The organism is Geobacter pickeringii, assembly GCF_000817955.1.
Lineage (GTDB): Bacteria > Desulfobacterota > Desulfuromonadia > Geobacterales > Geobacteraceae > Geobacter > Geobacter pickeringii.
This window is the reverse complement of record NZ_CP009788.1, coordinates 3,611,880-3,618,700: the sequence shown is the minus strand read 5'-3', so window position 1 is coordinate 3,618,700 and position 6,821 is coordinate 3,611,880. Positions and strand designations below refer to the sequence as shown.

The window sequence follows — 6,821 nt, the reverse complement described above, 5'->3', positions numbered from 1 at the left end:
GTTATACACAGGGTTGTCAACAGTTGTGCATAACCACGATACGTTTGATAGATTGGGATGTTAGGGCGGAAATTGATGCGCAAATTCACGCTTGTGGATACCGACAGGATCGGATGGTGAAGACTAGCAGAGGTGCGGGTTCATTTGCAAGGTCAATTTTCAGTACTGAGGTAAATTTATACTTGACAGAACAGGGTCTACGCGGTTAAAAGTATCCTCTTCGCTTAAGTATAATTCAATCATCAAGGGAGATCGAACATATGAAGAGAACGTACCAGCCGAGCAACATTTCCCGTAAGCGGACCCACGGTTTCCTCGTCCGGATGTCGACCAAGAACGGTCGCCTTGTCATCAAGCGCCGTCGTGCCAAGGGGAGAAAGCGCCTGTCGGTGGGAATTGCCGGCAAATAGGTCCTTTCTTCTGTTCAGCTTTCCCAAGGAGGACCGGCTGCTGCGGAGAGCGGACTTTCTCCGCCTCTCTGCAGCAGCCCGCAAGCTTCATACCCCCAGTTTCCTGATCCTGGTGGCGCCTCCCGCAGGCGACAGAGGGCGAATCGGCATTACCGTGAGCCGCAAGGTAGGGACGGCGGTGATCCGCAACCGGATCAAGCGCCTCGTTCGGGAATATTACCGGCATCACAAGGGGTCCTTCGTGTCGCTGGATGTCAATGTCATAGCCAGAAGAGGGGCTGAAAAGCTCGACTACCGACTTGTCTGTCTGGAACTGGACCGGGCGGTGGAGCGCCTGGCGGACATCCGATGCTGAGACTAGTTGCCGCACTCATTACGTTCTACCAGAAGTATCTGTCACCTCTTTCAGGGCCCACCTGTCGCTTTTATCCTTCCTGTTCCCAGTATTCCAAAGAATCGTTCGAGCGGCACGGTCTCCTGCGCGGAGGGGTGTACACCGTGATCAGACTCATGAAATGCCACCCGTACCATCGGGGTGGCTATGACCCCGTCAAGTAACCACTTCAGGAGCTTGTATATGGAAAAAAGGGCTTTAATCGCGGTTGTCCTGTCGATACTCGTTTTTTACGGCTACGCCGCTCTCTTTCCAGCCAAGCGGGTCGAAGGACCCGCGGCGCCGGTGAGCACCACCCAGGAGCAGGCGAAGCCGTCGACGTCGGCGGTATCGGCTCCGGCCGCCGGTTCCGCTGCCCCGACAGCTACCGGGGCCCGCAGAGAGATCACGGTGGATTCCCCGGCATACACCGCCGTCTTCTCGACCCAGGGGGGAAACCTCGTCCGTCTCGTCCTCAAGAAGTACCACGAGGCGGCGGACCTCCACAGCAAGAACGTGACGCTTGTGGACGATTCCGCCCAGGGGACGGTGGCGACGGTGGCCCCCTGGGCAGGCTTTGACCGGGGCACCTCCTTCTCGCCGAGCACCGATACGCTGTCGGTGGGGGCGGGGGAGGCGAAGGAGCTGGTTTTCACCGGCGCGGCGCCCGGTGGGGTGACGATCCGCAAGACGTACCGCTTCCAGGGGGGTGACTACGGAATCGGCCTCGAATACACCGTGGCAAACGGCGGTGCGGGCCGGGTTGCTGGTCCCCTCCAGACCGTCCTGAACTACCAGCTTGCTACGGACGTCAAGGAGAGCCGTTTCGAGACCCACGGCCCGGTTCTCTTCGCCCAGGACAAGCTGATCGTCGAAAAGGCGAAGGACCTGACGGCCCAGGCCAGATCGTATTCGGCACCACTGTGGAGCGGCTTTGCCGACAAATACTTCCTTTCTGCCCTCGTTGCCAAAGAGGGGAGCATGGCCACGGCGTCGGTCAAGGCGCTCCAGCCGGGGAAATACGAGGAACTCGTCTCGTCCCCCGAGATCGCCCTCAATCCGGGGGAGTCCCGTGCCGTCGCCTATCGTCTCTATTTCGGCCCCAAGGATCTCGACATCCTCAAGGGGCAGGGGGGGAGCCTTGAGCGGGCCATCGACCTCGGCTGGTTCGCCGTCCTGGCCAAACCGCTCCTGCATGCCCTGAAGTTCTTCTACCACTATGTCGGGAATTACGGCGTTGCCATCATCATCATCACGGTGATCCTCAAGATTCTCTTCTATCCCCTGACCCATTCCAGCTACAAGTCGATGAAGCAGATGCAGAAGCTTCAGCCGAAGATGCAGGAGCTTCGGGAGAAGTACAAGAACGACCGCGAGGCGATGAACCGCGCCATCATGGAGCTCTATCAGACCCACAAGGTGAACCCGGTGGGGGGGTGTCTCCCGATGATCGTCCAGATTCCGGTCTTCTTTGCCCTCTACAAGGCGCTCATGTTCTCCATCGAGCTGCGCCACGCCCCGTTTTTTCTCTGGATCCAGGACCTGGCCGCCAAGGATCCCTACTACGTCACTCCGATCATCATGGGCGTAACCATGGTCGTCCAGCAGAAGATGACCCCGTCCCAGATGGATCCGGTCCAGCAGAAGATGATGATGGCGCTCCCCGTGGTCTTCACCTTCATGTTCCTCAACTTCCCGTCGGGTCTGGTTCTTTACTGGCTCGTGAACAACGTGCTGACCATCACCCAGCAGTACTACATCAACAAGAGCATCAACGCGTGAGGATAGCGTACGTTCCATGTACGTCGAAGATACGATAGCAGCAATCAGCACCCCCGTCGGCGAAGGGGGAGTCGGGATCATCCGGGTGAGCGGACCCGACTCCTCCGCCATCGCCCGACGGATCGTGCGGCGCAGTACCGACGGTGACTTCGAGAGTCACCGTTTTTATTATGGCTCCGTTGTCGATCCGGCCACCGGGTTAGACATTGACGAGGCCATGGCTGTCCTCATGAAGGCTCCCCGCTCCTACACGCGGGAGGACGTTCTCGAGATCCAGTGCCATGGCGGCTACCTGGTCACCCGGCGGGTTCTCGACGCGGTGCTGCGTTGCGGCGCACGCCTGGCGGAACCGGGAGAATTCACCCGACGCGCCTTCCTGAACGGGCGGATCGACCTGGTGCAGGCCGAGGCGATCATCGACGTGATCCGCTCCAAGACCGATGCGGCCCTCTCCCTTGCGCAGCACCAGCGGGAGGGGAGGCTCTCCGGCCGGATCGGGGCGATCCAGGGCGATCTGCGTCACGCCCTTGCCCTGGTGGAGGCGTACATCGACTTTCCCGAGGATGAGGTTGATCGGGCATCGTTTGCCGAGATCGACTCACGGAGCCGGGGAGCCTTTGCCGCCATCGAGGAGCTGCTCGCCGGCTTCGACGAAGGGCGGGTGCTTCGCGAGGGGGTCTCTGTCGTCATTGCCGGCAAGCCCAACGTCGGCAAGTCGAGCCTTCTCAATACACTCCTCCAGGAGAAACGGGCCATCGTCACCTCGGTTCCCGGGACCACCCGGGACATCATCGAGGAGGTGGTTAACGTCAGGGGGTTGCCGCTCCGCATCCTCGATACGGCGGGGGTGAGGGATTCGGAAGACCTTGTCGAGCGGGAAGGGGTGCGCCTGACCCTGGAGCGAATCCCCCAGGCGGACCTCGTTCTCGTGGTCCTCGACGGATCGCGCCCACTGGATGCCGACGATCGGACTATCTTTGAAGCGGTTGCGGGCCGGCGATCCATCGTGGTGGTCAACAAGAGCGACCTGCCGCGGGCGTTCGACCGGTTTCCGCAGGCTCTGGAACGGGCGGCGGTCGAGATCTCCGCGGCGACTGGGGCCGGCATCCCCGAGCTTCGGGAGCTGATCTTCGACACCTTCATTCACGGCCGCGCCATCGACAGCCGCGAATACGTGGCCCTTTCCCAGGCCCGTCACCGTGATGCCCTGGCGGCGGCCCGCGAACGGATCGCGGCATTTCTCGCGAACCTGTCGCGCGGGGAGAATCTTGAGATTCTCGCTGTCGACCTCAAGGATGCGCTCCATGCCGTTGGTGAGGTTACGGGGGAGACGACCCCCGACGACATTCTCGATCTGATCTTCCAGCGTTTCTGTGTCGGGAAGTAAATGTTCCACGTGAAACGTTTGTGATAACCTGTTGCAGTTGTTGGTGAATTTGCTGGGATACTGTATTTTTTGTCTCCTCTGGTGAAACGGGGGACGAGGCGGTTGGAGAGATGAGCCTGATCGATTACGACAAGCGATACGACGTCATCGTGGTGGGAGCCGGTCATGCCGGGTGCGAGGCGGCCCTGGCGGCGGCGCGGATGGGGTGCGAGACCCTGCTGCTCACGATCAATCTGGATGCCATTGCCCTGATGTCGTGCAACCCGGCCATCGGCGGTCTTGCCAAGGGACATCTGGTGAAGGAGATCGATGCTCTCGGCGGCGAAATGGGGAAAAACATCGATGCCACCGGCATCCAGTTCCGGCTCCTCAACACCCGCAAGGGACCGGCGGTTCGCGCCTCCCGCGCCCAGGCAGACAAGCAGCTTTACCGCCTCCGGATGAAGCATGTCATGGAACAGCAGGACCGGCTTTCTCTCAAGCAGGCCGAGGTGACCGGTCTCGTGGTGGACGGCGGAGCGGTGCGGGGGGTCGATACCCGGGTGGGAATCCGCTTTCTCGGCACCACGGTCATCCTCACCACGGGGACCTTCATGCGGGGGCTTATCCACGTTGGGCTCACCAACTATCCCGGCGGGCGGGCAGGGGACCTGCCGTCGGTGGGACTCTCGGATCAGCTGCGGGAGCTGGGCTTCACCGTGGGACGGCTCAAGACCGGAACACCGGCACGGCTGGATGGCCGGACCATCGATTTCTCCCGACTCGAGCCGCAATATGGAGACGACCCGCCGGTACCCTTTTCCTTTTCCACCGACCGGATCGACCGTCCCCAGGTGCCGTGCTACATCGCCTACACCAACGAGCGCTCCCACGAGATCATCCGCTCGGGTCTGGACCGCTCCCCCCTCTACGCCGGGGTCATCGAAGGGGTCGGCCCCCGCTACTGCCCCTCCATCGAGGACAAGGTGGTCCGGTTTCCGGAAAAGGACCGGCACCAGACCTTCCTGGAGCCCGAGGGGCGGGAGACGGTGGAGTATTACCCGTCGGGGCTCTCGACCTCCCTTCCCATCGATGTGCAGTGGGCTTTCTACCGTTCCATCGAAGGGCTTGAGGCGGTGGAGATCATGCGCCCCGCCTACGCCATCGAATACGACTACTGCGATCCGATCCAACTCCACGCCTCGCTGGAGACGAAGCTCATTCACGGCCTCTATCACGCCGGCCAGATCAACGGCACCTCGGGCTACGAGGAGGCGGCGGGGCAGGGGCTCATGGCAGGGATCAACGCGGCGCTCCAGGTTCAGGGGCGTGAGCCGCTGCTCCTTGGCCGGAGCGAGGGGTACATCGGGGTGATGATCGACGATCTCGTCACCCTCGGTACCCGGGAACCGTACCGGATGTTCACCTCCCGGGCCGAGTACCGGCTGCTGCTGCGCGAGGACAACGCCGACCTCCGGCTGCGGGAGCGGGGGCACGAGGTGGGGCTGGTGCCGGAGGAGGAATACCGGCGCTTCTGCGAGAAGCGGGAGCGGATCGGTGCCGAGCTGGAGCGGCTCCGGGGAGCGAAACTCCTCCCGTCCGAGGCCGATCCCGCATTCCTTGCCGACTTCGGCATGGCCGATCTCCGGAATTCCCTCACCTACGAGCAGCTTCTCCGGCGTCCCGACATCACCTACGACGAGCTCCTGCGGATCGATCCCGGGGCCGTGGCGGTGCCGCTGTCTGTGCGGGAGCAGGTGGAGATCCAGATCAAGTACCAGGGGTACATCGAGCGGCAGCTCGACCAGGTGGAGCGATCCCGGAAGCTGGAGGGGACCCGCATCCCCGCCGATCTCGACTACTCGGCTATCCCCGGCCTTTCGGCCGAGGTGCGGGAAAAGCTCGTCAAATTCCGTCCCGACACCCTGGGGCAGGCATCACGCATCCAGGGGGTGACGCCGGCGGCGGTGGGGATCATCTCCCTGGCGATCAAGGCGCGGGGGTAGCATGAACGACGGCGCGCGCAATCTCCTGGTGTGGGGAGCGGAGCAGCTGGGGGTCCATCTGGACCCGCACCAGCTCGGTGCCTTTGGCCGGTTTGCGGACGAGCTCAAGAAGTGGAACCGCAAGATCAACCTCACCGCCATCAAGGGGGATGAGGAGATCGCTCTCAAGCACTTCGTCGACTCCCTTGCCTGCTGCCGGATGGTGGGAGCGCGCGGACGGCTCCTCGACCTCGGCTCCGGAGGGGGTTTTCCGGTCATCCCGCTCAAGATCGTCCGACCGCACCTTGATGCGGTCTCCGTCGACGCCGTGGAAAAAAAGATCATCTTCCAGCGGCATGTCGGGCGGCTGCTGGGGCTCCACGGCTTCGAGGCGCTCCATGCCCGGGGCGAGGAGCTGGCGGGACGGTACGCCGGGCACTTCGACTGGATCGTCTCCCGCGCCTTCGCCGACCTGCCGACCTTTGTCCGGATGGCCCTGCCGTGCCTGGCGCCGGACGGGAGGATCGTCGCCATGAAGGGGAAGGAGGGGCGGGCCGAGGCGGAGACGGCGCGGCCCGCGCTGACCGAACTGGGAGTCGCCATTGTGGAGCTCCAGGAGTTCACGCTCCCCCTTGCCGGCGATGGCCGCTCGCTGATCGTGCTTGGTCGAAAAACCGATAAAGGGTAAATTGCAATCAAGGCTACCCAGGTGAGCCTGAATGGGTTTTGATTGAAAAGATAGGCCATGGTATGGTTTGATCGATAAAAGCGGCTTCAAGGGGCTGCTGTGGCTCTAAGATATTGCTTAAAATTTGTGCAAAGTGCCCCCGGGGCGGTTGCGCCTCCCTGCCGGGGTGGTATCATGAATGCTGACCCGAAAATACAACCCACTGTCGGAGGCCGCC

At 62.2% G+C, this 6,821-nt stretch carries 7 protein-coding genes; all 7 read left to right on the top strand.

Going from position 1 to position 6,821, the window contains the following annotated elements; translation table 11 throughout:
* Positions 1-260: 260 nt before the first annotated feature.
* The 7 genes from rpmH (at position 261) to rsmG (ending at position 6,604) form a co-directional block, all read left to right on the top strand.
* Entirely contained in the window at positions 261-410 is a 150-nt protein-coding gene (gene rpmH, locus GPICK_RS16485; protein ID WP_039745041.1) for a 50S ribosomal protein L34, read from the top strand.
* Complete coding sequence (rnpA, locus tag GPICK_RS16480; RefSeq protein ID WP_236685600.1) at positions 364-765, top strand: ribonuclease P protein component; 402 nt, start codon at positions 364-366, stop codon at positions 763-765. The genes rpmH and rnpA overlap by 47 nt, the downstream gene beginning before the upstream one ends.
* Positions 759-968, top strand: a complete 210-nt coding sequence (gene yidD / locus GPICK_RS17170) for a membrane protein insertion efficiency factor YidD (protein ID WP_084201467.1) — start codon at positions 759-761, stop codon at positions 966-968. Before rnpA ends, yidD begins: the two co-directional genes overlap by 7 nt.
* Positions 969-987: 19 nt before the next feature.
* A complete protein-coding gene (gene yidC / locus GPICK_RS16475; RefSeq protein ID WP_039745040.1) occupies positions 988-2,565 on the top strand; it encodes a membrane protein insertase YidC in 1,578 nt (525 codons plus the stop codon).
* Between the two features lie 16 nt (positions 2,566-2,581).
* A complete protein-coding gene (gene mnmE / locus GPICK_RS16470; RefSeq protein WP_039745037.1) occupies positions 2,582-3,952 on the top strand; it encodes a tRNA uridine-5-carboxymethylaminomethyl(34) synthesis GTPase MnmE in 1,371 nt (456 codons plus the stop codon).
* Positions 3,953-4,062: 110 nt separating this feature from the next.
* Positions 4,063-5,937, top strand: a complete 1,875-nt coding sequence (mnmG, locus tag GPICK_RS16465; protein ID WP_039745034.1) for a tRNA uridine-5-carboxymethylaminomethyl(34) synthesis enzyme MnmG — start codon at positions 4,063-4,065, stop codon at positions 5,935-5,937.
* A gap of 1 nt (position 5,938) precedes the next feature.
* Complete coding sequence (gene rsmG, locus GPICK_RS16460; protein WP_039745032.1) at positions 5,939-6,604, top strand: 16S rRNA (guanine(527)-N(7))-methyltransferase RsmG; 666 nt, start codon at positions 5,939-5,941, stop codon at positions 6,602-6,604.
* The last annotated feature ends 217 nt before the right edge of the window (positions 6,605-6,821 follow it).

Excerpts from the sequence above, each read along its gene's own strand:
- mnmE (WP_039745037.1), top strand. The coding sequence starts at position 2,582 with ATGTACGTCGAAGATACGATAGCAGCAATCAGCACCCCCGTCGGCGAA.
- yidC (WP_039745040.1), top strand. The coding sequence starts at position 988 with ATGGAAAAAAGGGCTTTAATCGCGGTTGTCCTGTCGATACTCGTTTTT.
- rpmH (WP_039745041.1), top strand. The coding sequence starts at position 261 with ATGAAGAGAACGTACCAGCCGAGCAACATTTCCCGTAAGCGGACCCAC.
- mnmG (WP_039745034.1), top strand. The coding sequence starts at position 4,063 with ATGAGCCTGATCGATTACGACAAGCGATACGACGTCATCGTGGTGGGA.
- rsmG (WP_039745032.1), top strand. The coding sequence starts at position 5,939 with ATGAACGACGGCGCGCGCAATCTCCTGGTGTGGGGAGCGGAGCAGCTG.
- yidD (WP_084201467.1), top strand. The coding sequence starts at position 759 with ATGCTGAGACTAGTTGCCGCACTCATTACGTTCTACCAGAAGTATCTG.